At 68.2% G+C, this 26,350-nt stretch carries 26 protein-coding genes; 12 read left to right on the forward strand and 14 right to left on the reverse strand.

The annotated features are described in order from the left end of the window. Positions 1-214 precede the first annotated feature (214 nt). The 11 genes from ACGF0J_RS13755 to ACGF0J_RS13805 all read left to right on the forward strand — a co-directional run bounded on the left by ACGF0J_RS13755 (position 215) and on the right by ACGF0J_RS13805 (position 11,139). Positions 215-976, forward strand: coding sequence for a GntR family transcriptional regulator (locus ACGF0J_RS13755; protein WP_393145405.1), 762 nt, complete (start codon positions 215-217; stop codon positions 974-976). Positions 977-1,116: 140 nt separating this feature from the next. Next, complete coding sequence (locus tag ACGF0J_RS13760) at positions 1,117-2,346, forward strand: helix-turn-helix domain-containing protein (protein ID WP_393145849.1); 1,230 nt, start codon at positions 1,117-1,119, stop codon at positions 2,344-2,346. A 108-nt stretch (positions 2,347-2,454) separates the two neighbouring features. Beyond that, complete coding sequence (locus ACGF0J_RS13765) at positions 2,455-2,727, forward strand: hypothetical protein (RefSeq protein WP_393145407.1); 273 nt, start codon at positions 2,455-2,457, stop codon at positions 2,725-2,727. 23 nt (positions 2,728-2,750) lie between these two features. Beyond that, positions 2,751-3,137: a hypothetical protein gene (locus ACGF0J_RS13770; protein WP_393145409.1), complete on the forward strand. Its 387-nt coding sequence runs from the start codon at positions 2,751-2,753 to the stop codon at positions 3,135-3,137. A gap of 386 nt (positions 3,138-3,523) precedes the next feature. Beyond that, complete coding sequence (locus tag ACGF0J_RS13775; protein ID WP_393145411.1) at positions 3,524-4,642, forward strand: NAD-dependent epimerase/dehydratase family protein; 1,119 nt, start codon at positions 3,524-3,526, stop codon at positions 4,640-4,642. A gap of 256 nt (positions 4,643-4,898) precedes the next feature. After that, on the forward strand, positions 4,899-5,495 hold the full coding sequence (locus ACGF0J_RS13780; RefSeq protein ID WP_393145413.1) for a hypothetical protein: 597 nt from the start codon (positions 4,899-4,901) through the stop codon (positions 5,493-5,495). A 9-nt stretch (positions 5,496-5,504) separates the two neighbouring features. Continuing rightward, positions 5,505-6,842, forward strand: coding sequence for a hypothetical protein (locus tag ACGF0J_RS13785; RefSeq protein ID WP_393145415.1), 1,338 nt, complete (start codon positions 5,505-5,507; stop codon positions 6,840-6,842). Between the two features lie 22 nt (positions 6,843-6,864). Further along, entirely contained in the window at positions 6,865-7,923 is a 1,059-nt protein-coding gene (locus ACGF0J_RS13790) for an NAD-dependent epimerase/dehydratase family protein (RefSeq protein ID WP_393145417.1), read from the forward strand. Continuing rightward, complete coding sequence (locus ACGF0J_RS13795) at positions 7,920-9,074, forward strand: DegT/DnrJ/EryC1/StrS family aminotransferase (protein WP_393145419.1); 1,155 nt, start codon at positions 7,920-7,922, stop codon at positions 9,072-9,074. Before ACGF0J_RS13790 ends, ACGF0J_RS13795 begins: the two co-directional genes overlap by 4 nt. A gap of 192 nt (positions 9,075-9,266) precedes the next feature. Beyond that, the gene (locus ACGF0J_RS13800) at positions 9,267-10,148 is read left to right on the forward strand and encodes a glycosyltransferase family 2 protein (protein WP_393145421.1); all 882 of its coding nucleotides are present in this window, start codon (positions 9,267-9,269) and stop codon (positions 10,146-10,148) included. Positions 10,149-10,320: 172 nt separating this feature from the next. After that, complete coding sequence (locus tag ACGF0J_RS13805; RefSeq protein ID WP_393145423.1) at positions 10,321-11,139, forward strand: phosphotransferase family protein; 819 nt, start codon at positions 10,321-10,323, stop codon at positions 11,137-11,139. Positions 11,140-11,333: 194 nt separating this feature from the next. On the opposite strand, the gene ACGF0J_RS13810 is transcribed toward ACGF0J_RS13805, so the two are convergent. The 9 genes from ACGF0J_RS13810 to ACGF0J_RS13850 form a co-directional block, all read right to left on the reverse strand. Beyond that, positions 11,334-11,594 (reverse strand): hypothetical protein, encoded by a 261-nt coding sequence (locus ACGF0J_RS13810; protein WP_393145425.1) that lies wholly within the window; start codon positions 11,592-11,594, stop codon positions 11,334-11,336. Positions 11,595-11,647: 53 nt separating this feature from the next. Continuing rightward, a complete protein-coding gene (locus ACGF0J_RS13815; protein ID WP_393145427.1) occupies positions 11,648-11,944 on the reverse strand; it encodes a hypothetical protein in 297 nt (98 codons plus the stop codon). 32 nt (positions 11,945-11,976) lie between these two features. Continuing rightward, positions 11,977-12,951 carry an N-acetylmuramoyl-L-alanine amidase gene (locus ACGF0J_RS13820; protein ID WP_393145429.1) on the reverse strand — a complete coding sequence of 325 codons (975 nt, stop codon included), beginning with the start codon at positions 12,949-12,951 and terminating at the stop codon, positions 11,977-11,979. A 39-nt stretch (positions 12,952-12,990) separates the two neighbouring features. After that, positions 12,991-13,287 (reverse strand): hypothetical protein, encoded by a 297-nt coding sequence (locus tag ACGF0J_RS13825; RefSeq protein WP_393145431.1) that lies wholly within the window; start codon positions 13,285-13,287, stop codon positions 12,991-12,993. Positions 13,288-13,321: 34 nt separating this feature from the next. After that, positions 13,322-13,999 carry a hypothetical protein gene (locus ACGF0J_RS13830; RefSeq protein WP_393145433.1) on the reverse strand — a complete coding sequence of 226 codons (678 nt, stop codon included), beginning with the start codon at positions 13,997-13,999 and terminating at the stop codon, positions 13,322-13,324. A gap of 13 nt (positions 14,000-14,012) precedes the next feature. Next, positions 14,013-16,826 carry a hypothetical protein gene (locus ACGF0J_RS13835; RefSeq protein ID WP_393145435.1) on the reverse strand — a complete coding sequence of 938 codons (2,814 nt, stop codon included), beginning with the start codon at positions 16,824-16,826 and terminating at the stop codon, positions 14,013-14,015. Further along, a complete protein-coding gene (locus ACGF0J_RS13840; protein ID WP_393145437.1) occupies positions 16,810-16,977 on the reverse strand; it encodes a hypothetical protein in 168 nt (55 codons plus the stop codon). The genes ACGF0J_RS13835 and ACGF0J_RS13840 overlap by 17 nt, the downstream gene beginning before the upstream one ends. After that, positions 16,977-17,450, reverse strand: a complete 474-nt coding sequence (locus ACGF0J_RS13845; RefSeq protein WP_393145439.1) for a hypothetical protein — start codon at positions 17,448-17,450, stop codon at positions 16,977-16,979. Before ACGF0J_RS13845 ends, ACGF0J_RS13840 begins: the two co-directional genes overlap by 1 nt. 1,210 nt (positions 17,451-18,660) lie before the next feature. After that, positions 18,661-20,211 carry a hypothetical protein gene (locus ACGF0J_RS13850; RefSeq protein WP_393145441.1) on the reverse strand — a complete coding sequence of 517 codons (1,551 nt, stop codon included), beginning with the start codon at positions 20,209-20,211 and terminating at the stop codon, positions 18,661-18,663. Positions 20,212-21,647: 1,436 nt separating this feature from the next. Between ACGF0J_RS13850 and ACGF0J_RS13855 the strand changes: the two genes are divergently transcribed. Next, positions 21,648-21,821: a hypothetical protein gene (locus ACGF0J_RS13855; RefSeq protein ID WP_393145443.1), complete on the forward strand. Its 174-nt coding sequence runs from the start codon at positions 21,648-21,650 to the stop codon at positions 21,819-21,821. Here the strand turns inward: ACGF0J_RS13855 and ACGF0J_RS13860 are convergent. The 5 genes from ACGF0J_RS13860 to ACGF0J_RS13880 all read right to left on the reverse strand — a co-directional run bounded on the left by ACGF0J_RS13860 (position 21,812) and on the right by ACGF0J_RS13880 (position 26,296). Further along, positions 21,812-22,681, reverse strand: coding sequence for a hypothetical protein (locus ACGF0J_RS13860; protein ID WP_393145445.1), 870 nt, complete (start codon positions 22,679-22,681; stop codon positions 21,812-21,814). The genes ACGF0J_RS13855 and ACGF0J_RS13860 overlap by 10 nt on opposite strands. Position 22,682: 1 nt before the next feature. Further along, complete coding sequence (locus ACGF0J_RS13865; protein ID WP_393145447.1) at positions 22,683-25,055, reverse strand: hypothetical protein; 2,373 nt, start codon at positions 25,053-25,055, stop codon at positions 22,683-22,685. A gap of 76 nt (positions 25,056-25,131) precedes the next feature. Continuing rightward, positions 25,132-25,269 carry a hypothetical protein gene (locus ACGF0J_RS13870; RefSeq protein ID WP_393145449.1) on the reverse strand — a complete coding sequence of 46 codons (138 nt, stop codon included), beginning with the start codon at positions 25,267-25,269 and terminating at the stop codon, positions 25,132-25,134. Positions 25,270-25,304: 35 nt separating this feature from the next. Further along, positions 25,305-25,823, reverse strand: a complete 519-nt coding sequence (locus ACGF0J_RS13875) for a hypothetical protein (protein ID WP_393145451.1) — start codon at positions 25,821-25,823, stop codon at positions 25,305-25,307. Beyond that, positions 25,820-26,296, reverse strand: coding sequence for a phage tail tube protein (locus tag ACGF0J_RS13880; RefSeq protein WP_393145453.1), 477 nt, complete (start codon positions 26,294-26,296; stop codon positions 25,820-25,822). Before ACGF0J_RS13880 ends, ACGF0J_RS13875 begins: the two co-directional genes overlap by 4 nt. Between the last annotated feature and the right edge of the window lie 54 nt (positions 26,297-26,350).

A 26,350-nucleotide genomic window follows, 5' to 3' on the forward strand; every position in this document is an offset into this window, starting at 1 on the left:
TTTCCTTTCGCGAGGGTGAGACCTGGTGTTCTAGGGCCTCGCCGGGAAGTGGAGTTCCTTGGCGGGGCCCGCTGCTTGTGGTGGGCGGCGGCTTCCCGGTGGAGCGGGTAGCCGCTGTTTTTACGCCCTCTGCTACTGTGTTTACGAGTAAACAGCGTTACACAAGCCATGCTGCACCACCCGACGATCACTGTCAAGCCCGCAGGTGAGACGCATGGACGCCGCCCGTAATACGATCAACGCCAGCCCGAGCAGCCCAACGGAGGAGGACCCGCCCGTGCCCGTCGTGCGGTATCCCGAGGTCCTAGCCGACCTCCGGACCAAGATCCTCGACGGCACGTACCTCGCTGGCGAACCCCTCCCCCACACCCAGGCGCTGAAAGAGACCTACGACGTGGGCGCACACGTCATCACCCGCGCCATGAAGGAGCTCAAGGAGGAAGGGCTGATCTGGCGCGTCGCCAACCGCGGCATGATCGTCCAACCGCACCCGGTCGCCATCGAGATTGCCCTGGCGATTGAGCGGCGCGACGAGCCCACCGCGTGGGCGGCCGCGTGCCGCCGGGCCGGGGCCGCCGGCCGCCTGACGCTGCACGCTACACGCGAAGAGGCCGCGTCCGAGGAGGTCGCCCAAGGTCTATGCCTCGATCCAGGCTCCCCCGTGGTGACCTGGGAGCTTCACGGCGACGTCGGTGGCCAACTCGTATGCCTCGATCAGACGTACGTATCTAAAGAGCTCCACGACGCTGTCGCGTTCGACGTCGAACGTTCGTCCGGCGTGGTGGACGTGCACACTCGGATACGCCCGGCCCGCCGGGAGGAGGCGTCGAAGCTGAAGGTCAGCCGGGGCAGTCCCTTGCTGGATGTCACCCGCATCACTTACGACGACGGCCGGCCGCTCCACTTGCTGCGCCGCGTCGCCAACCCGCAGCGGATCCACATCAGCGACAAGCGACTTCCGCTCACTTCGCCTTGATGCCCCAGGGTGGACATCCCGGAAACAAAAAGGGCCTACCCGCCCCAAAAAGGAGTGAGAAGGCCCTTTCTCCGAACCTCTCGCATGAAATTAGCCCTGCACTTAGCCTGAACGTGTCAGCGATCAGGAGGTGCAGGGCCGTGATTGACGCTAGCACGGAGCCCGGCGCGCGGCTACGAGAGCTGCGCAAGCGCCGTGGACTCACCCAGGAAGATCTCGCCGAAGCGGCGGGACTCTCTGTGCCGGTCATCAAAAAAATCGAGCAGGGCGGTTCCGCTCGCATGGAGACCTACCGGCAGATCGCCAAGGTCCTCGGCGTCACCACCGTGTGGTTCGTCTCGGCGGGGCCGCCGCGTCCCACCGTGGACACCGGCGACGACACCGTGCTCACCGAAATGCGGGCTGCTCTCATTCCCCCGATCGGGCTCAACGGCATGCCCGTCCTCGGTACCGCCGACCATGACGACGTCGCGCTCCCCCGGCTCGCCGATGCCGCAGCCGCCGTCAACCGGGCCTACCACGCAGACCGGTACGATGACCTCGCGCAACTGCTGCCCGCCCTCGTCCGGTCCGCGCACTACCACGTCGCCCGTTTCAACGACGGCGCTGAACGCGCCCAGGCTCACAAGGTGCGATCTGCCGTGCTCGGGCTCGCCGGCCGCTACCTCATCCAAATCCGCGCGCACGATCTGGCGCTCATGACTCTGCAGGAAGCCGCACGCGACGCCATCACCGCAGGTGACCAGGCGCTCGCCGCCGCCGCGGTGTCCTCCCAGGCGTGGGCCATGCTGAGGCAAGGCCGTTTCGACGAGGTGGAACAGCTCTGCGCCAACGCCGCCGACCAGATCGAGCCCAGGATGTCTCAGGCCACTCCAGACGAGCTCGCCGCATGGGGATGGATGCTCATGCGGGCCAGCGCCGGAGCGATCCGCAACAACCGGCCCGAGGAAGCCAATGAATATCTCGGCCTCGCGAAGACCGCCGGAGCCCGGCTCGGCCGGGAACACGACCTGGGCGGGCAGAAGGCGTTCGGTCCGCTGACCGTTGCTCTGCAGGAGCCCGAGAACGCCATGATCGAGGGGCGCCCGGACAAGGCGCTGGAGGCGATGGACGCCCTGCCGCACGACGTCGGCCGTACCAACCCCTCCACGCTGAACCGCGCCCAACTCGACCGGGCGCGGGCCCTGGTCCGCGTCGGTGACGCCGACCAGGCCACCGAGGTGATGACGCAACTGCGCCGCGAGCATGCCGAGTGGTTGCAGTACCAGCAGGCTGGCCGGGACGTGACCAGGGAAATCCTGGAATCCCGGACCCGCATGCCCTCCACCGAGCAGCGCGACCTGGCCGACTTCCTCAACCTCGACGACTGAGGGATACGTTCCGTATCCCTAATAAACGCGGCGCAGCCAAAAGGCTGCGCCGCGTTTCTGTTGCCACTCGCAGCCGCAGCGTACCTTTTGGCCAGTCGGAGGTGCGGCATGGACGTGGACAAGCCCCTGCACGACCTCGGGAACCTACCCAGCCCTGCGGAAGTCCTCGCAGCGGACTACCCCGAGTGGCACTTCTGGCGTGAACGCGACACCGGCCGCCACGGCGATTGGGTCGCCCTGCACGCCACCGAGCGCGACCGCGTCTGCCGGGCCCCCGACATCCCCGGACTACGTACACAACTGGAGAAGGACGCCGCAGGGAGACGCGCACGACGGGGCACCCCGGCAGGACGCCACACCGCCGAGGGCCCCATCTCCTGATCGCGGGCAGGAGGACCACCACCGTGACACCACGCCACGCACCCCCACCCGACGAGCACGAGCAGCCGAGGCGCAAAGCCGCACAGTTGGCGATCATGCTCGCCGCACGCCACAACATCCCCGCCATCGTGCAGACCGTGCCCTGCGGCGTCGTCGTGCGCGTGTACGCCGGGCTCGTCGCCCACGTCGAACACGACGTCATCTGGTGGAACATCCCAGACGTCACGGGCACTCGCCAACGGCCGCTCACCACCTACGCCCACACCACGGAGGGAGCCGCCAACCGGCTCGCCCAGCACTACGACGAGTTGCTATCGGTGCCAATCGCGGAACTCCTCCGCTCCGGCCGCATCCGGCTGCTAACCGACAAACTGCTGGACGACGTCGAGGTCCACCGTGCAGCGCTATGACACCGACAAGGTCGTCGAAGCGGCGATGCTCCAGCACGAGAACCCTCGATGGCTCGTCATGTGGGGGTCCTGGGCCAGGCAATTCACCGCTTGGCACCTGGCCAACCCCCGCGAGTGCCGCGCTGTCGATGGCAGAACCCCGGACGAACTGCGTAGCCGAATGGTCAACGCAGAACTCGAACTCTGGCGGGCCTCATTCACCCACCGCTGGCAGCCCACATCCCAGGCCGCCGGCGAGGCCCGCCAGACCTAACCCGAAGGATGCGCGATGAAACTCCTCCCCGCCCCGGACGGCGGCTACCACGGATGGGTGCCCCCGCAAGACGCGGACACGCCCCCGGCGTGGCAGTGGCTTTCGAGGCTGGCGCGACTCCACTGCCACTCCCATGCGCGAGCGCATCCGGCGCCGACCGGGTTCGCCGCACCACCAACTGACCAAGAACTCGAAAGGGGTTATAGCCGTGCATGCTCTACTGCCTGATGCCCGTCTGAGTCGCCTGGCTGGGGCTCGTGTGCTCGTCACCGGCGGCGCAGGTCTTATCGGTAGCCGCATCATGCGGCTGTTGACTGCCCTCGGCGCTGACGCCGTGGCGCTGGACCGCATGGACGCCTACCCGCATCCGGTCAACGACTTATTCGGCCTGGATCCGGCGCGGGTGATCACAGGTGACGTCTGCCAGTCGGACACGGTGCGGCCCCTGGTCAACGACGCGGAGTACGTCATTCACGCCGCCGCTTACGCCGACGTGGCCGCCTGCACGAGGCAGCCTGCGGCGGCGTGCGCCGCCAACGTCTGCGGCACCCAGACCGTCATCCAGGAGGTTCAAGCCGCCTCCGCAGCGCGGCGCATGGTGTTCATCTCCTCAGCCGCGGTGTACGGCGACCCGGCCGAGGGCCAAGGCCCCGTCGAGTTCTGCGAGGACCAGCCTCCGCACCCGATCTCGGTGTACGGCAATGCCAAGCTCTGGGGGGAGACAGAGGCCAGGCTGCGGCTGACCGGCGGCGGCGTCGGATTCTGCGTGCTGCGGTACTTCAGCGTCTACGGCGACCCGCAGGTACCCAAGCCAGGCTCGCACTCGTGGATGGTGGCGTGCCTGGCGATGCGCGCACACCTCGGCCTGCCGCTGCTCCTGCACGGCGGCGGCCACCAGGTACGCGACATGGTGCATGTAGAGGACATCGCCCGTGCCACGGTGCTGGCGCTGGTCGCCGAGCAAGCGGCCGGACAAACTATCAACGTCGGCAGCGGGATCGCGACGTCGGTACGGCAAATCGCCGAGCGCATCGCCACCCACTACCCCCGCGCCCAGCTCATCGACACACCACGCCCGGAAGGCGACCCGCTCGGCGGCTACGCCGCGACGGCTCGCAGCCGGGAACTGCTCGGCTGGCGGCCGACCATCGCGGTCAAGGACGGGATCGACCGGTACGTCGACTGGCTGCAGGCCAACCCCCGGGCGATCCCCGAGTGGATGAGGTCCGAGGCGGCTGTGGCCGTCACCTGACAGCAGCCCACCGCCCCACCCCTGGTACACGGCCCGCGGCGTTGCACTTTCCGGCGCGCCGCTGACTGGCCACGCAGGAGAATCACCGAGATATCGGAGGATACCGTTGACCTCACCCGGCCCGCCGCTCCGGGAACTCGCCGAGCAGGGACACTTGCCGGCCCGCCAGGTCATGGACCAGGCCACCCTCACCTGGATTGCCGTCAACCGCCCCGCAATGGCAGCCACCTCAACCCGGATGCCGCACCCGCCTCGCATGCTGGTCCCCAAGTCCGGCTGGTTCACCGACGAGCACCAGGCCGACTCAATCCATGGCATCGGACACAACGCGCGCGTGAGCCTGCTGGCTTCGCTTCTCGCCGCCGAGCACGGGCTCGACGATCAGGACACGGCGGCGCTCTGCGTCGCCGCCGCCGTCCATGACTGCCGACGGCGTAACGACCGGGCCGACCCTGGGCACGGGCGGCGGGCCGCGCGCTGGTTCACGCGCAACCACGCCAGGATGCAGGTGGCATTCGCCCACACCCTGCCGCCAGTGGCAGTGCTGAGGGCTGGCATCGCCATCGCCCTGCACGACACCCCGTACGCCGCATTCACCGGAACCGATCAGGTGACCTACCGGCGGGCCGAATCCTTAGTTGATCTGCTGAAGGGCGCGGACTGCCTGGATCGGTACCGGCTGCCGCTGGCCCGGTGGTGGCCCGACACGACCCACCTGCGCGTGGAGGTGCCCGGCTGGCTGCACAGGATCGCTTTCGACCTGATGCTGCACAGCGAACAGGCCCGCTTGGAAGGCGTCTCCCACCGCGACGCGCTCACCCACGCCCGCCAGATCATCTCCCGCCTGCCGTAGGAGCCCCGATTGGATCATGACCTGTTGACCCCCGACGTGGTCGGCCTGTGGGAGGACGCCCACACCGACTACGGGCCCCGCCCACGCTTCCGCACGGCCCCGGCCGGGTTGGTCGCCGGCGACGCCGAGTGGCGCACCCACTTGGCAGAGGAGACGCCCAACGGGTGGCTGCTCCGCGGCGGCTCCCTGCTGGAGACGCTCGCCACCGGCAGCCCGATCTACCTGATGCACACCACCACCTACCTGAAGGAGATGCGCGCCAGCCGCCAGCTCTATCAGGCCGCCGGATGCCTGGTCGGCGCCCTGTACTGTGCCCTGCTCACCCCCGAACCTCCCGGGCTGCGGCCGCACAACCTCGGCGCCTGGCTGCTGGCCAACAAACCCCACACGCATACGGTCGTGTTCGAGGTCGCCCCGGGCGGGCCGGTAGCCCCCCTGGGGATCGACTACCTGCAACTGGGCCGCGTCCACCTGCACACCTACCGGCAGCATAGGGCGCTCCTCACCCCCGCCGAGGACGAGCCGTTGCGACGCGAGGCAGTGGAGCGGATACGGCGGGCCGCCCCGGTGCTCGACATGCTGCTCGCCGCCGCCCGCAGGTGCACGCCCGCTGACCGGATCCTGGACCAGGTGGCCGCCGCAGTGCCGCTGGTGCCGTTCCTCGGCTACCTGTACTTCGAGACCGTCTCCGAGTACCTGATGCTGCACTCCACCTCTCTGGCGACGAAGGCATGCGCTCAGACCGGGGAGCTAAACAATCACCTGTACAAGCATCTCGCGTTCTCGGCGGTCGACTCGATGGGGCAGCTGTTCGACTTGGCGCTGTTCCACCCCGACCAGGACCGGCTTCTGGAGCTGGTCGGGCAGATCGAACCGGATCTGGTCGACGGCGTGGCCGACTACGTCGGACAGCGCCTGCCGCACCTGTTCGCGTGCGCCGTCCTCGACCCGATCGGGGATGCCACGACGGTCATCTTCGCCGGCACCGACTTCGACACACTCGCCCGAACGGCGCCGGGCCTGCTGGGACAGATGCTGTTTCGGTTGCTGCGCGCCAGCCCCCGCTACCCGCAACTGTTCCCGCTCGTCGAGCAGGCCAAGGCCACCGCCGCCTCGTCCTTCTGGACGGCGCGCGGAATCGCAACCCCGTTCAACGGCGTGATCCCCAAGGGCGAGATCGGCCTCAACCTCGCCTGGCCAGCCGGAGTCCGTGCCTGGACCGCCGAGGTGTGCGAGCGAGGCCTGCTGCACCCAGTCGAGGAGTTCGGGGTGACGCTCGTGCCTCGCCTTGCGGATCTGCGCGATACCGCGCTGGGCCGCGCCCGCTTCGCCCGCACCACCACCTGAACTTACAAAGGAGTTTCATCCGATGCGTGTTGTGCTGCTCGGCGGCGCCGGCTACCTCGGTGCCGTCGCCACCCGCCACCTGTCCGCCCTCGGCCACCACATCACCGTGGTCGACGGCCTCATCTACCAACGCGACGACGACCCGGCGCGGCTGCTGCCCACCGCCAGCCACTTCGTCCACGCCGACCTCCGCGACTCCCACGCCTTACGCGAGGCGCTCGCGGGTGCCGACGCGGTCGTCCACCTCGGCGGCCTGGTAGGCGAACCGGCTTGCGCCGTCGATGAACAGCTGGCCGTTGAACTCAACTACGCCTCACCCGTCATCGCCGCCGAAGCCGCCATCGCCGCGAATGTCCCGCACTACGTCTTCTTCTCCTCCTGCAGCGTCTACGGCAGCCGCGAGGGAACCGTCGATGAAGGCACCGCCCCCCACCCGCTGGGCATCTACGCTCGCACCAAGGTTCTGGCCGAACGGCGCCTGGTCGACATGCTGGCCGGCGACGCCTGCCTGACGGTGCTGCGGCTGGCCACCGTGCATGGACGCTCCCCACGCCAACGTTTGGACTCGGTCGCCAACCGCATGACCGCGCAAGCCGTCGCGACCGGCCGCATCCCGCTCAACGGAGGCGCCCAGCGGCGCCCGCTGGTGCATGTCGCCGACGTGGCCGAGGTCCTCGCCTCCGCACTGACCACTCCCCACTCCCAGCGGATCTTCAACGTGGGGTCCGACCTGGAGAATTACACCATTACACAGATCGCTGAGACCGTGGAGCTGGTCGTGCCCGGCTCGCGAATCAACCGCGGGCTGGAGCGGGATGAGGCGGACGCGCGGGACTACCGCACGTCCTTCGCACGACTCGCAGCTGCATTCCCAGGTAGCTGCTCGAGACGGCTTCGTGAGGGCGTGCAGGAAGTGGCCCACGCGGTGGCCGCCAAGGAACTCGACCCGGACCTGCCCGAGTACGACAACTTCAAGGGCCTGCTGGCCTCCCGTGACTCTGGTCACGTCCGCGCCCTGCGCTCGGTCGCATGCGAGCGCCTGCACGAGGAGTACGAGGCCGCCGATTGGAGCACGCAGTGAGCCAGTCCAGTCAGACGCTGCCGTTCCTGCCGTGGAATCGCCCATCCATCGGGGACGAGGAGATCGCCGAGGTCACCGACACCCTGCGCTCCGGATGGCTCACCCACGGCCCCAAGGCGGCCCTATTCGAGCAGGCCGTGAGGGATGCGCTCGGCGTCGCCGACGCCTTCGCAGTGTCCTCCTGCACCGCGGCTCTCCACCTCGCCTTCCTCTCCGCCAGCATCGGCACTGGTGATGAGGTGATCACCCCGAGCCTCACCTTCTGCGCTGCCCCCAACGCGTTGCTACAGACCGGGGCCCGACCGGTCTTCGTCGACGTCGAACCGGTCACCTACAACATCGACCCGCAGGCAGCCGAGGCTGCGATCACCGAACGCACGAAGGCCATCGTGGTCATGCACTACGGCGGGCACCCCTGCGACCTGCGGGCCTTCCGCAAGCTGGCCGACGATCACGGCCTCCTACTGATCGAGGATGCGGCCCACGCCCTGCACGCCAGCCGCGATGGGCAACGCGCCGGCAGCGTCGGCGACCTCGCCGTCTTCAGCTTCTACGCCAACAAGGTGATGACCACAGGCGAGGGCGGCATGCTCGTCGGCCGCGGCGAACTCGTCCAGCGGGCCCGCCTGCTGGGCCGACACGGCATCGACTCCTCCATCTGGCAGCGGCACGGCACCCACAGCACCGCCGACTACGAAGTCATCATGCCCGGCCTGAAATACGTGATGCCCGATGTCACCGCAGCCATCGGAGTTCAGCAGTTCCGCAAGCTGCCCGCCTTCACCGCCCGCCGCGCTGGAATCGCCGCCGCCTACACCCGCGAGCTGGCCGGCCTACCGGGCCTGCACGTGCCAACCGTGCTCCCGGACGTGGAGCACGGCTGGTTCCTCTACTCGCTGTTCATCGGCCCTGGCGCGCCGCTCACCCGCGACCAGGTAGCCGAACATCTGCGCGACCAGTACAAGATCGCTACCAGTCAGCATTTCCGTCCTGTGCATACCCTGCAGATCTACTCCGGCAGCGCCGTCGCGCCCCTGCCGGTCACCGAGTGCGCCGCCGCCCAGCAGTTGTCGCTGCCTTGCTACCCCGCCATGACCGATCCCCAGATCACCCAGGTAATCACCGCGATCCGCGCGTTGTGGGAACGCTGACGACCACGGATGCCGGCCAGGTGGCGCGTCGCGCTGCCTGGATCGGCGCCCTTGGGTCGTCACCACTTACTAAGGTGAACTGTCCGCAGTACGACGACAGCATTGCGGAACGGTGAGCGGCACACAACACCACCGAACCATGACCAAGACGTCGGCCGCTCCCGTGGGCCTGAGGCAGCAAAGGAAGACCCGGTGAGCATTGGCAGCAGCTCGCGCCCTACGGTCGGCGCAGTGGTTCTGACCATGAACGACCGCCCAAGAGAGTTCCCCGCCGCCATGGCCTCCCTACTGTCGCAGGACGGTATCGACCTGGACGTGGTGGTGGTCGGCAATGGCTGCATACCCGACCAGGTGCCCGACGGCGTGCGAACCGTTGAGCTGCCGGAAAACGTGGGCATCCCCGAGGGACGCAACATCGGCGCCGCCAACGTCAAGGGAGACCTGGTCTTCTTCTTCGACAACGACGCCGTACTCCCTGCTCCCGACGTACTGTTCCGCCTCGCGGCGGAATTCACCCGTAATTCCCGCCGCGCGTGGTGCCAGCCACGCATCACGGACCCGACCACCGGCCGCACCCTGCGGCGGTGGGTGCCCCGCCTGCGTGTCACCCATCCTGAACGCAACGGCACGGTCACCGTCATGGCTGAAGGCGTCGTGATGATCCGTCGCGACGCGTTCGAGGCCGCCGGAAGGTGGCCAGGACACTTCTTCCTCTTCCACGAGGGAATCGACCTGGCGTGGCGGCTGTGGGATCGCGGCTACATCGGGCACTATGCACCCGACGTCATCGTCCATCACCCGGCCACGAACCCAGCCCGTCACGCAGATTTCTACCGTCTCAACGCCCGTAACCGGGTCTGGTTGGCCCTGCGTAACCTGCCCGCCCCCCTGGTTCCCCTCAACCTCGCCGCCTGGGCCCTGACGACCCTGTGGCGCTTCCGGAACCGCGCGGCGCTGCGCGCCTCCCTTGCAGGGTTCGCCGAAGGGCTACGCGGTGGGTACGGCGCCCGCACCCCCATGCGCTGGTCCACAGTGACCCGGCTTGCCCGGGCGGGACGGCCCCCAATCTGCTAGTGATCACTTGGCGCCCGCACCCCGGCCCGCTGGCGGCTGGCGCAATGATCTCTCTTCCGCTCTGATGACAGGCCGTGCACCTGCGGTAGTCTCAGGCCCTTCTTCCCACGGAAGGACATGCTGGAGAATTCTGCTCTCCAGCCAAGGGAGAGAAAGGGCACGAAGCGAGCGCATGGCTGACCGATTCAGCACCCATAACCTCGAGGTCGGCAACGACATCGTGATCAAGCGATACGCGTCGTGGGACCGAGGAGAACCCCATAGGGAATGGGCGGCGCTGAACCTCCTGGCCGAACATGCTCCTGGCCTTGCTCCCACGCCTCTAGAAGCCACGCTCGACGCTACCTCACCAATGATCGTAATGAGCAGGCTTCCGGGCTGTGTCCTGCGCGGTCAGCATGCCACTGAAGAGCAGATCAGCGCGATGGCCGCCGCCCTGAACCGGCTGCACCAGGTCCCGGCTCAGGTGGTGGAGGCGATCGAGCCTGCCCCCTGGGGACCTGACGCAGCCGTGGACAAGGCCCGTGCCTGGGCTGATAGGCAACCCGACCTCGGCGACAACCCCCTCGTGCGGCGGGCGTTCCAAGCGGGAGCCGCCTGGTTGGCATCCACCGCACCTGACAAGCTCACCACGAACCCGCTGCCGCCCGTCCTCGGGCATGCAGATGGTAATCACGCGAATTATCTGTGGGACGACCGAGAGCGCCGCGTATGGCTTATCGACTGGGAAGACTCCGGCCGCAATGATCGCGCCTTTGAACTCGGCGAGGTCATCGAGCACATCTCCCGCATCGACGGCACCCTGGACGAAACGAAGCTACTGGCCCACATCGACCTGGCCTCCGGAGAAGCCCAGCGAGTGCGGGACTTTCGCCTCCTCGTCGCGTTGTGCTGGTTCTTCCAGCTCGGCCGTAATGGGCCGGCGACACCTCACAACCCGGTAGGGACCCTGGAGCGCCAAGCCGAGAGGATTCTGCAGTTGCTCAGCTGACCTCAGCTGCCAGCCATACGCAGACTCCTGGCCTTGGAGCCGGCGCGCCAACAAAGTTCGGCCCCGGCATCGGCACCCGCCTTCAGTGCGTTGCTCATAACTTCTCCGCTCGCTTCGCCCGACACAGGTTCCGCAACGCGAAAGGCGCCCCACTCCTCCGCTTAGGAGGAGTGGGGCGCGCTCGTGTGCGACTGCTACCGCTGGTCGGCCGGGAGGTCAGGCCGCGGGGTGTGCTGGGCCTTCCAGCCGGCGACGGCCGCCAACGCGGTCGGCAGCAGTGGCAGGGTGATCGCCTCGACCCAGTCGGGCAGGAACGCGATCATCGACGGGTCGGCGCTGACCGCCTGCAGCACCGCAATGCCAGCGACACCGGCCAGGTAGGAAGCCAGGGTCATCGCCTTGACCTTGGTCTCGACAGGCGGCTTCGAGTAGGTGATCTGGGGATCTGCGTGCATGTGCCCTCCTTTAGGGACAACCCGCCACCACGGCGGGCAAAGGTTGGAACTGGTCAGGCACGCGGCGGCCACGACCATTGGCCCTGGTCCGGGCCCTCGGACCGCGACGTGGCCCAGTAGCTCGTGTTGCCGTCCAGGAGCACCTGGAGGTTCGCGGTCTTCTCGGCGCCCTCGAACGTGCGGACCACCATCGCGGGGTAAACGTCGCCGAGCTTGACGGGGGAACGGACGATGCCCTGCCCGCCGTACGACTGCATGTTGTGCAGGTCGATCATCGACACGTCGTGGCCGGACAGCTTGTAGTGGACGATCCGGCCGATCGTCGGCGCGGGAGTCTCGGAATTGGACATGGGTGCCTCCTAGACAGTCGAAAGCGATACCGCTACCAGCGGCGGAACAGGCTGACCTTGGCCATCGAGACCTTCTCGACGACCGCCGTGGCGACGTCCTCGCGCGGGTTGATGACGCGTAGACGCAGCTGGTTGTGGGTGTTGAGCGCGAACTGGCCGCCGATGTTCTCCTCGACGCGGCCGTTGACGTCGGCGCGGGCCGACAGCCGCCAGGCGTCGTCCTTGAACGTTCTGCCGTCCCGGCTGTAGCGCGACCAGGCGATGTCCACCTCCGCGCCCGGCGGCAGGCCGCGGACCTTTACCAGGCCGTCCACGATGCACCAGCGGGAACCACTGGCCAGGACCGCCACACCGTCCTTGCCGTGAGCGTTCGGGTCGTCGGTCCACTCGGTGTGCCAGCGCACCGCCAGCTCGCCGCCGGCCGGGACGTTCTGGTCCTCGCCGGCGCCCAGAGAGATGACCTCGGGCACGTCTTCCTCCTGCTCATTTATGGGCGTTCCGGGGTTGTTGATCAGCCTGGCGACATGCGCCCGGAACGTGGACATGTCGAGGCTGTGCGGGTCGGGCTTCTGCGTGTTGACCTCCTTGTGACCACGCACCCGTGAAGCGGGCAGCCCGAACTCTCGGCACAGCTCGGCGCACAGCGCGTGGTAGGCGTCGATCTGCACGACTGGCCACGGCGTGCGACCGTCGTTCTCAGCCTCGATGCCGATGCTCGCGCCGTTGCGATGGTGCACGCTCGTGCTCGGCGCGTTGTGCCAACACCTACCTGCGGCGACGACCCAGATGCGGCCGGTGTGCTGCAGCCAGAAGTGGCTGAGCGGCCCTCCGAGCCCGGGGCGGCCGTTCACCACAACGTGCCGGTCAGCCCAACCGGCGGTGTGGTGTGCCACCACGCCCTCGACCGATGGCTGTGGCCCGTGCCCGCGGGTCTTCCACCCGCCCACCTCCGTCACCGGGAAGCCCGTCTTGCGGGCAACGTCGGCCAACTGCGTCAGCCACGGCATGTCAGTAGTCCCCCTTCGGAGTCTTCTTCGGATGGGCAGTCACTTTTGCGTGACCGCGATCAGCGCGATGACCGTGCCAGCCACCGTGACCAGGACGCTGACGATGGCGACGATCTGCTTAGTCCGGTCGGCGAGCTGTGTGCGCGTCACCGACTCGCGCTCCACAGCGTCCAGCCGCGCTTCCAGCGCGGCGTGCCGGGCATCGGCGGCGGCCCGGTCCTGCTCGACCTGCTGCACGAGCTTCGCGTGCTGATCGCCCACGTGCTCCAGCTGCTGCAGGAGGAGGGCGATCTGGCCGTTCACCTTAGCGAAGCCGACCTCGACCAGTCGGCGCACCTCGGCAAGTGATAGCGCGAGGTTCGGAACCTCCTCACTCAACGCCTCCCCCCGTCTCCGCAGCACTGAGGAAGGTCAGCGGCGGCTTCAATCCGAAATGCGGCTCGGGCGTCCGCGCGGAGGTCTCCCGCGCCCAGTCCAGCGAAAGCCGCTTGGCCGCCACCCGCACCGGGTCAATCCGGACCTGGGCCTTGATCGGCTCCAACGGGTCGGTCGGCGCGGCACGCGGCGAGCCGACGAACTCCAACGCCCCCTGCCGATCCGCCAACGCCGCCGGCTGGATGACAAACCGGTGCTGTTTGACCAGGCGGATCCGCTCCAGGTGCGCGGCCAGCCGCTCCTCATCGGACACCCCCGGCGTCCAGCAGGTGGGGAGATCGCGGGTCGCGTCCAGGATCGCCGCGTGCGCCGGATCCGGGATCGTCGGGATGTCGCTGGGCGAGGGGATGCCCATCTCGTGCAGTGCCACGTCCAGGAGCGTGTCGATGTCGTCGGGGTCGATCCCGTACGCTGCGCTGCGCCACTCGAAGATGCTGTGGGGCATCACCATGACGCCGACCGCGCCCACAGGGTTGGTCATCCACAGCCCCCACATCGGCTCGGCGCCCGGCGTGCCAGGATCGATCTCTACCTGACCGCCGTCTGGGCGGGCCTCGATCGCGGCGCGCGAGTAACCGAGCTCGGCGTCCCACACGTGCATGATCTTTGGCATTTGACTCCCTCGCTCAGTGACGGTGCGCCCAGAAGTAGATGGCGAACGACGTGTTGTAGGCGAGGTTCACCTGGAACCCCGAGGCGTTCGACGCGGTCAGCGCCCACGCTTTGGGCACGTACACGTTCTCGAACGCGTTCGGCCCGCCGCTGCCGCCGTCGCGCAGCGTCACGACAGGCCCCATGTTGGTCGCCATCGGGGTCAGGTCGCCGGGCGGGCCGTACCGGTAGATCGCCCAGACCGGCGACGGCGCGCCGCCCACCGAGAACGACCCGGCCGCGAACGCGTCGTACGGCGAGGTCTCGTTGGCGTCCCACACGCGGCCGCGGATGAAGAACCGGCCGCTGCTGTTCAGGTGGATGTATGTCTCGAAACTCGGCGAGCCGGTGGAGTATCCGAACCGCGCGTAGCCCTCGGCCACGTCGAGACCGCCTCCGATGCGGTCGTGGCTGGACGGATCACGGATGCCGAGCCGCACCAGGCCGGCCGCAACCTGCAGCTCAGCACGCGCTGTCCCGGACTGGTTGGTGCCGCTGGTGATGAACGTGGTCGTCTCTCCCGGGTACCAGCCGTCCTCGGCGTAGATGCGGGTGTAGTTGCTGTTCCCGGCCGGGTAGAACCGCAGGTCCAGCGTGGAGCTGTCGAGAATGAACCGGCGGCCGGTGGCCGACGACCGCACGACGCTGCCGGTGATCGTCTTGCCGCTGATCGCGTCGGCCGCGATCTTCGCCGCCGTGATGGCGTTGGCGGCGATCTTGTCCGCCTCGATCGCGTTGGCCGCGATATGCCCCGCCTGGATCGCACCCGCCACAATCTTGTCGGCCGTGACGGCGTTCGCCTGGATATGGCCAGCCTGGATCTCCAGCGCCCGAATCAGGCGACCCGTGATCGAGTCGGCCGTGATCTTCGCGTCGCCAGGGATCGTGCCGTCGATGATGTGCTCGGCACCGTCGATCACCTGGCCGATCACGTCCGTGTCCACCAGCGGGCGCGTGGCCACCGTCTGCCTTACCGAGGCGGCCGACTCGTTGCCGCTTCGGTCCACAGCGGTCAGCCAGATTTCCCGATCAGCGTTGTACGGCTGGCCCGGGATCACCTCCGTCCCGGCGCCGGTGAGATAGCCGACGCGGGCGCCCTGGTCGGCCGGGTCCAGCGGGTCACGCATCCACACGTGCACCCGGTCCAGGTCGATCGGCATCACCTCGCCGGCGCTGCCCTTGCCGTCCCACTCGACATGGATCACGCCGAGCCTCGACGCCACCACAGGCGTCGAGGGAACCGGCGGCGGCGTCGCGTCTCCCGGGACGAGCTTCACCACCTGGTCGGAGAAGACCCCCTTGACCCCGGCCGAGACCGCCCGCACCTTCCACGCGTACTCCCAGCCGACCACCAGCGGCGACACCGTTGCCGTGGTGTCGCCGCCCGCGGTCTGCGCGACCAGCAGCCACAGCTGCCCCGCCTGGTTGCGGCGGGCGTACACCTCGTAGGCGTCGATGTTGAGCGCGACGCCGTTCGCGTCGGCAATCACTGGGCTCCACGTCACCGTGGCCTGCCCACGCGCGTACCCGTGCTCATCCAGATATGCCGCCGGCTCGACGATGAGGCCCTGCGGCGCGGCCGGGGTCCGGTTGTTCGTCTCCGGGGCGGGGTCGCCGCCCGAACCGCCCGACGACACGCCGCCGTCCAAGATTCCGGCGGCCTGCCGGGCGAGCCGGATCTCACGCTCCAGAAAACGATCGTTCAGTACGACGTTGCCGCCGACCGTGCCGTCCGAGCCCACCGACAAGGTGATCTGCCGCAGCCGAAGCGACTGCATCGCCCCGCCGTCACCCGACGCGAGCAGGTAGTCCCCCGGCTGGTAGTGCTCGAACGGCAGCCACCGCGCCGCGTCGAACAGCAGACCGCGGGTCACCTGCACCCGTTCCCGGCCGACCCGCTCTAATGCGTTCTGCCCGAGCAGCTGCGCCGTCCCGGCGTCCGTCACCCCGCTCTGCGACTGGTAGGTCTCCCACCGGCCCCACGGCGCGACAGCGGACGGGTTGGTCACCTCCACCGACAGTCCTCCCTCACCGCCGATCAGGATGGCCGACACGGCATCCTCGAGGGTGGCCGTGTCCGGAGCTTCGGTGATGTCGCGGCCCAGCCGCAGGTCCACCGGGGAAGGGCCGGACGCCCGGTCAGCGCCGAGCACCGTGTCCGGGTTGTACACCTGCAAGGCGCGGCCCTGCATCCGCCAGTCGATGACGCCCTGCTCGGCGAGGTTGATCAGGACGGTGAGCAGGTCCTTGCCCGGTTCGATGCCCAGCGTCAGCGTCTTCGCCCAGGGGTGGCCCGCGCTGTCGTGGCTGATCGAGAAGTCGTAGCTCAGGCCGGGCAGTGCTCCGCGCGCCTGGCCCTCCTGGATAAAGGTCGCGAGGATCGCCCCCGGCGACACCGCGCTGAACTGTCGCTTGCCGTCCACCGTCGCCCCGTTGGGGTACAGGACGACCTTCCGCGTCATCCACGCCCAGCCAGGGCAGTCGTACGACCTGGCCCCGGCCCGGTCCGTGCTGTCCCCACCCCGCTTGATCCGCAGGAACCGCGCGTTCGGCGGCTCGACCCAGCCCCCGCCGGCCACCGCGTACTCCACCGCGACCTCGCAGTGCCCGGCGATGAGCTCTGAGTGCAGGCCGCCCGCCGGATAGGTCACGGCCAGGCCCGGCACGTCGTTCAGCGGCGCCGCCACCTCGAACCCGTTGTGCTGCGGCAGCAAGCCGAGCCGTCCGCCGTTGGGTGCGTAGGCGACCAGCCGCAGCGCGAACTTGGCGGGCTCACCTGCGGTGATCACCTGCACTGTGGGCCCCCTTCAGCTCGTTGATCTCGTCGCGCTGCTGGTCCACGGCCGCTGACAGCAAGGCGTTCTCGTACACCAGCTCCTCCACCCGCGCGCGCAACGCCGCGATGAGCCGGCCCGTGTCCACCACCAAGTCCTGCCGCATCACACCCCCGCCCGCAGCAGCGCCCGCTGCTGCTCAAGCCGGGCGGCTGCGGCCTTCACCGGGTCGATCCGTACGTGCGACCGCAGCGGAGCGAGCACGTCGGCCGCAGCGCGGGCGGCCGACGTACGACGCTTCGGTGCGGCTGTGGCGACCGTCGCGTGGTCACGTTTGCACCGCTCGGCCCGCTCCAGCGCGGCGGCGCGGGCCTCCTCCCCCGTCCTGCGCCAGGGATTGATCTCGGGCAGGTTCGGCTCGTAGATGGGGTGCACGGCGCGGTGCATCAGCACGTCGATCACCTCGTCCGTCGAGGTCAACCCATGCGCCACGGCCGTGCTCTCGATCGCCATCTTGGGCAGGAACACCGCGACCGTGGCCCCATCACTCGGCCGGGCCAGCGTGATCTCCCACGCCTCTATCTGCCCCGACTCGTCGGCCGTGTCGGTCACCTCCGAGACGTGCCATCCGTCCGGCATGCTCACCTCCAGGCCCAAATGTGGAAGGTCCGGGACACGGTTCCCCCGCCCGGGTCGTAGAAGAACAGGTCCGAGTTCGTCCGGGAGAACAGCTGCATCGACGTGAACTGCTCGACCGTGAACACGGCCTTCGGCGTCGTCGGGAAGCTGAAACCCAGCACCACCTGGTAGTACGTGGAGCCCCTCGACAGCGACACCGACAACATGATCAGCCCCGAGTCGCTGGCGTACTGCCAGGTGCCCTTGTGCAACGTCCCGGTCTGGTCGAACACGAGCAGCTGGTCCTGCTGCGTCGGGTGCATCCACCCGATCGACGCCTGGTTCTCCAAGGCCGCCACGGCACCGCCGCGCTGCTCACCGTTCGACGGGTTTAGGATCGCCGCCTGCCAGAAGCCGGCCGCGTGGACCAGGCGGCACATCGCGGTGCTCGCCAAGTTCGTGCCCGACTCCATGACCAGCGTCGCCTCCCCGGTGAAGCGGGAGCCGTCGCTGTAGATGCGCGACTGGTTCGTGCCGCTGCCGGGGATGAAGCGGATCTCAGGGTTGGCTGCCCCAGCCGGGTTGACCACGACCCGCGCCCCAGTCACGCCGGACGCAAGCTGACCCACGATGGACACCGCGCCGGACGCCGAAGCGATGCTCACCGTCTGCTGGCCGCTCCCGTTGAACGCCACCAGGCCCGAGCTGTTCAGCTCAACCCGCGCACCGGAAGCATTGCCCGCGACCACCCGCGTGGACAGCGTCAGCACCGCGGCGAGCTTGTCGGCCACGACCGCGCCGGCCGTTATGTGCTCGGCCTCGACAGCGCCTGCGGCCAGTTTGTCGGCGGTGACGGCGTTGGCCGCCAGCGCGCCCGTCGTGATGGACTCGGAGGCAGCGTCGCCCTGGACGAGCGGCACCGCGGCGATTGTCGCCGACGTGGACGGGGCCGACTCGTTGACCGATCTGTCGATGGACGTGAACCGGAACTGCCTGTCTGCGCCGTACGGCAAGCCTGGCACGAGGATCGCCCCGGCCGCATCCAGCACGCCGATCTCCGACCAACCGGGCGCGAGTGAGTCCTGCATCCACACTCGGACGTGCAGGAAGTCGGACGGCATCGGCACCGACCCGACGCCGAGCCCGTTCCACGTCACCCGGACCACGCCGAGCCGTGTGGACAACTGCGGCGCGGTCGGCACGGGCGGCGCATCGGTGTCGTCGGGGATCGTCACCGCCACCTGACTGGAGAACGGGCCCGTCTTGCCGAGGTTGACCGCCCGCACCTTGAAGGCGTACTCGGTACCGATGACGAGCGGCGAGTACGTCGCCGTTGTGGCGGTCGCCTCCGTGGACGAGACGAGGAACCACGGCGCCCCAGTCTCGTTGATGCGCATGAACAGCTCGTGCCGCCGACGTGCAACGCGACCCCGCCCACGTCCTGGGTGACCGCGCCCCACGTGACCGTCACCTGCCCCTGCGGCAGGCCGTGCTCGTCGATGTACGCGATCGGGTTCACGATGAGCCCGACCGGGGGCGCCGGCGTGCGCGGCTCTGGAGCTTCCGGGGCGGGTCGCGCCCCGGACCCTGCGTCCGCCGTGCTCCCGCCGACGATCCCGGCCGTGCGGCGAGCCAATCTGATGTCCCGCTCAAGGAAGCGGTCGTTGAGGACCAGCGCCCCGCCGAGTACCCCCGTGGAGTGGCGGGCCAACGTCACCTGGCGGATCCGCAGCGACTCCAGCGCGCCGCCATCAGCGGGCGCGAGCACTCGGTCCCCAGGCCGGTAATCCTTGAGCGGCAGCCAGCGAGCGCCGTACAGCACGATGCCGCGCGTCCGCTGCACCCGCTCGGTCTCCGCGTGCTCGAGCGCGGAGTCCGCGAGCAGCGTCGCGGTGCCCTCGTCCGACACGCCGCCGGCGCCGACGTACTGCTCCCATGGCCCCCACGGCTGGACGGCGGCCGCGTTGGTGTACGTCTCGACGAGCCCGTTGTCGCCGACGACCAGCACCGACGACGCCACGTCCTCCAACGTGCCGTCGTCGGGGGCTTCGGCGATGTCGCGCCCGTACCGCAGGTCCACCGGGCCAGGCCCGGACGCCAGGTCGCGCGACAGCTGCGTGTCGGCGTTGTACACCTGCACGGTGCGGCCGGACATGCGGAAGTCACACACGCCCTGCTCGGACAGGTTGATCAGCGCCGTCAACGCGTCCATGCCGGGCTGGTAGTAGATGGTGAGGACCTTGTCCCACGCCTGGCCCGCGCTGTCGAGGGTGGGCGTGAAGTCCCAGTTCAGGCCGGGCACAGCGCCGCGCCCCTTGGCCTCGGAGATGAACGTCTGCAGGATCGCCCCAGCCGTCGCGGACAGGAAGGCGCGCTTGCCGTCCACCAGCGGCGCCACGCCCGGGTAGAGCACGATCTTGCGGAGCATCCACACGAAGCCCGGCAGCTCGAACTGCGCCATCCCGGTCGGGTTGGAGCTGTCGCCGCGGCGCTTTATGCGCAGGAACCGCGAGTCCGGCGCTTCGGTCCACACGTTGCCGTCCGCGCTCCACTGGACGGCGACCTCGCACGGCTCGTCGAGCAGACCAGCACTGGCCGCCGTGGTGGTGTAGGCCAGCTTCAACGACGGGACGTCGTTCAGCGGCCACGCCACCTCAACGGCCAGCGGGTGCGGCAGCACACCGAGTCGGTCGCCAAATGGGCTGTAGGCAACCAGGCGAAGATCAAACATCCGTGCCCCCTGCCTGAGGTTAGACATGGGGCGCAGATGGTTCTCTTCCATGGCGAAAGAGAACCCGGTTGACCCTCTTCTGTTAGCCGGACGCGAGATTCAGCCAGAGCCTAGGACTGGCCAGCATTTACCTTGCCATAATGACCAAGAGAGCTATGATGCCGAGGATTGAGACTACGACACCAAACGGGCCCATATCCTCCCACGCGCTCGGGCTATGCCCTCTGTCGGACTTTTCGGTCGTCCTCCGGACCATCTGCTGGTGCTCATAATCTCGTTGGTTTTTGCGCATCCTGTCGATGTCATCGAAGGGCACTGGAGCATCCCCCTTCCACTCGATGCCACTTTGTGTAGCAACAGTGGCACAATAAGTCGTCACTTGGGGGTAATACTGGAGTATTAGGCGAATTCGTACCCTACGTTAACCACGTAGGGTTGTGTCGTTGGGCAATACTTCTCGCTGGCGGTGGTTGGCGCCTTCCAGGGCCCTTTATACATCGTCCCCCAAGCATTCTTGGGATCTTTTGTGCAATACACCAGCACTCTGTAGTACCCGCTGCCTCCCGCACATCTTATGTAGCCGCCTTCTCCGCCAGAGAAATGCATCACGCCGAACGTGCAGTGGCTAGGTTTGGCTAGCGCAGTGCCCGGCACGGCGAGCGTTAGTATGCCCGCTGCTAATGCGACTGCCATTGCGGTCTTCCTCATCAGACTCCCTTCGGATGGAGATCTCGTGGAACTTGTCTTAGCAAAGGGCTGGCATATTGCTACCACGTCGACGCCTTGTTAGGCCCGGGGCGGTCCAGCTCTTCTGGTGATGCGAGCCCGTGCCCCTCGCGGAGTGGGGCTGGTCGAGCATATTTCCACCATCTCCTAGACTGCGACGGGGCTGGACGCCTGCGCTTCGGATTCCTCAAGGACCCACGCGAATTCTAGAGTTCTTTAAGCAAGCCCTACTAGGCGCCGATATCGTAACCCACGCCAATTGCGTATGGCTGCGTTGACGGGCAGTACTTATCGCTGTGGTAGTTGAAGCCTGCGAGCTTCCAAGGCCCTTTGTACATTGTTCCCCAAGTCTTAGGGTCCTTAGCGCAATACACAATCACTCTGAAATGCCCGTTGCCTTCGAGACACCACGCGCGGCCGCCATCCGCCGGGGAGGAATCTATTACACGGACCCTGCAATTGGCAGGTTCGGCTAGCGCGGTATCTGGAATGGCGAGCGCAGACATGCCCCCTGCTAGTAGGGCGACAGCCATCGCGATCTTCCTCATCCGACTCCCTTCGAGGTGGAGATCCAATAGAGCCATTCTTAGCAGGGGCCGGTATATTTCGGGTATGTCACGGGCTTCCAAGTGACCTTGCGTAGATGGTCGTAGCGCTCTGACCAGGCCAGGAGCCCAGGACGGGCGAGCTTGAGATAGCGCCACTGTCGTTCCATTCGCCCGTCGCCCGAATGACTGCAACCTGCGATAATTGTGCCCATCGTGACCGCTCTCACCTCACGGCCCCCGATCGACGTCCATGTGACACCGCGCGGCCGCATCATCATGCTCCCGGCCGTGTGGCCGCCGGAGCTCGACGCCGATGACGTCGAGCTCCTTGTGCAACGGCTGGTCGCCGCCGCCAAGCAGAGCCGGGCGAGCGCCGGTCACAGGTAGGCGCGCTTCGCCCGGATTTCCACCTTGGACGAGCCGTCCGTGCTGGTCGCGGACGTCGAGACCAGCACCGCGCGGGAGAACGGGTCGCCCACCGCCACGGCGGGCGTCAGGTGCAGCCACCGGAACTGCGAGCCGGGGCCGATTGTGTCGATCTCTCCCGTCACGTCCGTCCCGGCGGCCAGGTCCCACGTGTCCGTGGTGACCTTCGCGGCCTGCATGCGGCCGCAGTCGATCAGCAGCCGCTCCCCCGCCAGCAGACCGCTCGTGCGCAGCACCCACCCGCCCGTGGCCACGTCCCCGATGGACGGCTGCACGGCCGGGCCGGTGAAGCGCAGCAGCGCATCCACGATCGGCCCGGTCGCGCCGGCGAGCGTGGTCACCGCCTGGGCGAGCTGGTTGGGTGCGCCCGTCCAGGTGGATTCGCTTTCGTCCCGCCACAGCGCGCCCGGCACCTCGACAACCGCAGTGATGCGGGCGGTCGCGGCGCCGGTGTTGACCTCGGGTTCGCTGTTGGCGGTGATCGTCACGTCGGCGACGCGGACGATGTTGCCTGCCTGGTAACGCAGCTTCATCAGCCGATGCCGCGTCCCCAGAAGCGCCGACAGCGCTTCGAGGTTGCGCTCCATCTGCTCGTAGCCGCCGTCCGCCCCCGCAGGGGTGGCCGAGTTGACCTTGAACGAGAGACCGAACGTCGTGGCCTCCAGGTCGAGCCCGACGACCGGGATGTCCCCGTGCCAGCCCGGCACGCTGACCTTGACGGCCCGCGCGCCGGGCAGCGGCCTGCGCTGCGTGCCCTTCTTGAGCCGCCAGCAGCCGGCCGGGTGGTCGAGCGGCACCCCGTCGAGTGAGTAGCTCGGCACCTCAGATCACCCCCATTGCGCCGACGTACTGCAGGCTGCGGTTCACCGTCACCGACGTTGGTTCGGCCTGCGGGTAGTGGTTGGTGACGTTCACCACCGTCCGAGACAGAGCGCGGCCGCCGGCGAGCCCGTCCGGTACGGTCACACCGGGCACCGACAGGTCCGGCATCGCTGTCTTCGCCGCGAGGGTGGTCACCCTCTTCAGCGAGGACACGACCAGTCCGGCGGTCTTATCGACGCCGACCGCCAGGCCCTGCATCATGAAGCGGCCGATGGTGGCGAACACCTTCGACGGCGACTTGATGCCGAGGCTGTTCTTCACGTTCTTGACGATGTTCGAGAAGAAGCCGCTCACCTGGTTGTAGAAGGTGCTGGCCATCGACTGGATGCCCTGCCAGATGCCGTTGACGATGTCCCGGCCGATGCCGGTCACGGTCGAGGTGAGGCCCGACACGGCGGACTTGATCCGGTTTGGCAGGTCGCGGAACCAGCCGACCAGGGTGGTGCCAATCCACCGGCCGATGGCGTTGACCATGTCAGGGATGATCGAGTTGCCGACGAGGATGTTGTACATCCAGCGGAAGATGCCGACCGCCTGATCGATGATCGGTTTGATCTTGGCGACGACCTCGGCCACCTTGACGCCGAACTGCGCGAACCCGACACCGAGCTTGGTCAGCAGCGGGATGATCGGCAGGACGGCGGGCAGCACCTTGGAAATGAACATAACCGCTAGATTCGTCAAAATCGGAAGAAGCGGCACAAGGGACTGCATAAGGGACGTGAAGGCAGGAACCAGGTTGTCCAGCAGCGCCGGGATCAGATTCAAGATCGGCGGAAGGAGCTGCTGCAAGACGGCGGCCGCGATCTGACCGAACATCGCGTAGACCGGCTGCATCAGCGGCGTGAGCTGGGAAAGCGCAGACGAGATCGACGTCAAGGCAGGTTGCAAGGCGCTCGACAAGGCGCTGATCACGGGACCGAGCGCAGCCGAGAGGTTACTCAGCGCAGCGCCGAGTATCTGGCCGAAGATGCCCGCCAGCTGCGCCACGATCGGCAGCAGCGGCGCGACGGCGGCCAGCGCCGCCGACAGTCCTTGACCGAGCGCGAGCAGCCCCGCCTGAAGCTCAGGCGAGGCGAAGGCCTTCGCGAGCATCGACGCGACCATGGTCAGCCCAGGTCCGAGCGCGGCCAGGGCCGGCCCGAGCGCCGATATCGCGGCGGCGATCCCTGGGCCGAGCGCGGTCGCGATGTTCGCGATGTGGGGCGCTACCTGCGCAAGCGCGCCGCCCAACGCCGTGAAGATGGGGCCCAGGGCGGCGCCGACCTGGCTGAGGCTCCGGAAGATCGTGACGAGGATCTGCTGGCCCTGCGCCGAGTTGACGAACTGGTTCACCTGCGACAGCAGCTGCCCGACAATGCCCAGCGCGTTCGCTCCGCCGGTCTCCATCGCGTGGAAGACGCCGCGCACGATCCCGATCAGGTCCTTGGCGATCCCGCCGAGCTGGCGGAACACCTCCATCGCGCCCTGCATCCAGCCGAGCGCCTGCCCTGACTGGGCAGCGTTCGACAGGAACTCGCCGAAACGCTGCGCCGCCGACGCGATCCCCGGAGCGAGCCCGGACGAGAACTGCGCGCCGACCACGACCAGGTCCCGGAACCCGGCCAGAAGCGGCTGGACGGCGGGCTGCATCGCGGCAAGCGCTGACCGCAGCGAAGAGAACACCGCCGAAATCGCCGAGACCGTCGCCGACGACGCGGCGAACCGCGCCACCTCCGCGCCGGCGAGACCGAACTCGCGCGCAACGCCCTGCATGCCGGACTGCAGCGGCCCCACCACGGCGGCTGCCACCGCCCGGATGTGGCCAGCCAGCGGCTGGAAGAACGCGTCCTGGACGGCGCCCTTGAGCGTGTCGATCGACGGCTTGACCGAGCGCAGCTCACGCGCAGCGGCCTGCGCAGCCGGGGAAAGCCCCTTCAGGCTCTCCTCGAACGTCTTCGGGTCATCGCCCAAGGCCGCCGAGAAGGCCTCACCCACGCCGAGCAGCGCCGCCCTGAGAGTGGCCAGCGCCGCCTGGCCGAGCGCGATAGCGCCCGGCAAAGCAGCGACGATGCCCGCAGCCGGGGCCAGCGCCGCGCCCAGGCCGACCGCAGTCTGTGCGGTGGCCGCCAGCGAAGCCGCCAGCGAAGCCGCCTGCAGCGCAGAGGCGGCGAACTTGACGCCCATCGACCCGGCCGATTTGGCCACTCCGCCCACGTCGATGTCGAGCTTCTTCGCGGCGTCCCGCATAAAGGACATGAACCGGCGCACAGCCTGCGTGCCCCGGTCCTTCACGTCGATGGTGGCGAACAACTCGCCCACGTTCAGCGCCACCGGGATTCACCTCCTGGAGTCTCGGGTGGGGTGAAGCCAGCAGCGGAAGCTGGGCGAGGACGGCCCGCCCAAGGCTTCACCGCTTGCCCTCGCCGGGGTCCAGGGCGCGGGCCAGACGCGAGTCACACGTCAGCAGCCCGTGCAGCCGCGTCCGCAGCCACCGCCACGACCTGGCGCGCAGCAGGCCAGGCTCGCCGAGGTCGATGCCGAACACCTCGTGCAGGTCGGCCTCGACGAGCGCCCAACGGGTCAGGATGTCGTGCCAGGAGACGGTGCGGCCTTTCGAGACCGAGAGGCCGTCGTCCGGGTCGTAGTAGTCGCGGACCCCCGAGACCGGGTCGATTTCGCCGCCGCCGCTGTCGCTCGACGAGTCGCCCGATTCGGGGCCTGCGCTTCCCCCGCGCCGCCCGAGGCCCAGATCTTCGCGGCCGCGTCCTTACCGGCCGCGACCCACACCAGCGCGGTGGCGCCGACGTGCTGCACCTTCGGCCAGGACACGCCGTCGCGCACCAGCTCGTCGAAGACGGGGCCGAGGACCCGCTGGTACAGGTCGCGCTCCTCGTCGTCGTTGAGCACGACTTCAGCCAGTTCGTTGAGCTTCGGGTCGTCCACCGCCTGGCCCTGCTCGGCCGCCACGGTGGCGTGCATGAGCCGCTGACACAGCAGGCCCACCTCGGCGTCCGGGGCGGGGATGACGTACGCCTTCCCGCCCACCGGCAGCCGCAGCGAATCGTCGAAGAAGTCGTCGAGATCCTGGAAGGACGTCACGGCGCGGTCACCGGGTTCTCGATCTCGACCGGCGCGCCCTGGCCCAGCAGGGTGAACGAGAACGGCTCCAGGTCCGTCACGGAGCCGCCCTTGACGAACTCCGAGACGGTGCAGACGCCCTCGTAAGCGTCGGGCGCGCCGTCCCGGCGGTACCAGCGGACCTTGATGTTCGCGCCGAAGCCGACCTTCCGCGCGGCCTTACGGATCGCCTCCTGGCCGGGATCGGCCGTGAACACCGCGGCGTCGGTCCGCTTGCGCCGGCCCTCCGCCTCGATCTGCCAGGTGCGGCCGGTCACGACGGAGGAGCCCCAGCCCTCCTCGTCGTCGAAGTCGCCGTCGTCCTCGGTGTTGTCGTCGGTCGTCTCCTGGAAGCTGGTCAGGCCCTTGACCGACGTCCAGACGGGGCTCTCGAAGTCGGGCCCGGTGTTGACGTCGAGCTTCCAGTCCTTCGCGAGCAGGGAACGCAGCCCCATGATCACTCCTTACGTGGGCATGCCGAAGCCGACAGCGGAACCGCTATCGGCGAG

The sequence above is a fragment of the Nonomuraea sp. NPDC047897 genome, assembly GCF_043204415.1.
Classification (GTDB): Bacteria; Actinomycetota; Actinomycetes; order Streptosporangiales; family Streptosporangiaceae; genus Nonomuraea.

Excerpts from the sequence above, each read along its gene's own strand:
- ACGF0J_RS13755 (WP_393145405.1), top strand. The coding sequence starts at position 215 with ATGGACGCCGCCCGTAATACGATCAACGCCAGCCCGAGCAGCCCAACG.
- ACGF0J_RS13765 (WP_393145407.1), top strand. The coding sequence starts at position 2,455 with ATGGACGTGGACAAGCCCCTGCACGACCTCGGGAACCTACCCAGCCCT.
- ACGF0J_RS13775 (WP_393145411.1), top strand. The coding sequence starts at position 3,524 with ATGCGCGAGCGCATCCGGCGCCGACCGGGTTCGCCGCACCACCAACTG.
- ACGF0J_RS13780 (WP_393145413.1), top strand. The coding sequence starts at position 4,899 with ATGCTGGTCCCCAAGTCCGGCTGGTTCACCGACGAGCACCAGGCCGAC.
- ACGF0J_RS13790 (WP_393145417.1), top strand. The coding sequence starts at position 6,865 with ATGCGTGTTGTGCTGCTCGGCGGCGCCGGCTACCTCGGTGCCGTCGCC.
- ACGF0J_RS13805 (WP_393145423.1), top strand. The coding sequence starts at position 10,321 with ATGGCTGACCGATTCAGCACCCATAACCTCGAGGTCGGCAACGACATC.
- ACGF0J_RS13810 (WP_393145425.1), bottom strand. The coding sequence starts at position 11,594 with ATGCACGCAGATCCCCAGATCACCTACTCGAAGCCGCCTGTCGAGACC.
- ACGF0J_RS13815 (WP_393145427.1), bottom strand. The coding sequence starts at position 11,944 with ATGTCCAATTCCGAGACTCCCGCGCCGACGATCGGCCGGATCGTCCAC.
- ACGF0J_RS13820 (WP_393145429.1), bottom strand. The coding sequence starts at position 12,951 with ATGCCGTGGCTGACGCAGTTGGCCGACGTTGCCCGCAAGACGGGCTTC.
- ACGF0J_RS13830 (WP_393145433.1), bottom strand. The coding sequence starts at position 13,999 with ATGCCAAAGATCATGCACGTGTGGGACGCCGAGCTCGGTTACTCGCGC.
- ACGF0J_RS13840 (WP_393145437.1), bottom strand. The coding sequence starts at position 16,977 with ATGCGGCAGGACTTGGTGGTGGACACGGGCCGGCTCATCGCGGCGTTG.
- ACGF0J_RS13845 (WP_393145439.1), bottom strand. The coding sequence starts at position 17,450 with ATGCCGGACGGATGGCACGTCTCGGAGGTGACCGACACGGCCGACGAG.
- ACGF0J_RS13850 (WP_393145441.1), bottom strand. The coding sequence starts at position 20,211 with ATGGAAGAGAACCATCTGCGCCCCATGTCTAACCTCAGGCAGGGGGCA.
- ACGF0J_RS13880 (WP_393145453.1), bottom strand. The coding sequence starts at position 26,296 with ATGGGGCTGCGTTCCCTGCTCGCGAAGGACTGGAAGCTCGACGTCAAC.